Consider the following 486-nt stretch of genomic DNA (forward strand, 5'->3'; position numbering starts at 1 on the left):
TGGAGCGGACGTCCAAAGTCTTGTTAAAGGCAAGAAACGACAAAACAAGGGATTTTCCACTCCCGTATTTCTCGCAGATATGGTTTACCCCATAACAGGCCGTTAAAAACGAAGGTTTCGGACACGGTTCCTGCCTCAGTCCTATAGCTCAGTTGGTTAGAGCGCCACACTGATAATGTGGAGGTCGGCAGTTCAACTCTGCCTGGGACTACATCGCCTATACATTATTATATATAGGAGAAACGACAGAGCGCCTGTCATGTCGGGGGATTAGCTCAGCTGGCTAGAGCACCTGCTTTGCAAGCAGGGGGTCAACGGTTCGAATCCGTTATTCTCCACCAATGAGTTCTTTGACATATTGTACACACATCAACCAACGAGCAAGTGCCTCGGGTTGCAGTAATGCAACACTTGAGACACTTCAAGATAAGAAAAAGCATAAAGGTAATACACTACAATGAGACGCCTGAGAATCTTAGAATAGGA

The 486-nt window shown here is 46.3% G+C and carries 2 tRNA genes; both read left to right on the forward strand.

The window, feature by feature from the left end:
• The first annotated feature begins 137 nt into the window (after positions 1-137).
• Positions 138-211, forward strand: a tRNA-Ile gene (locus I6E40_RS10705).
• A 53-nt stretch (positions 212-264) separates the two neighbouring features.
• Positions 265-341 (forward strand) — tRNA-Ala (locus I6E40_RS10710).
• The last annotated feature ends 145 nt before the right edge of the window (positions 342-486 follow it).

The organism is Prevotellamassilia timonensis (assembly GCF_021531665.1).
Classification (GTDB): Bacteria; Bacteroidota; Bacteroidia; order Bacteroidales; family Bacteroidaceae; genus Alloprevotella.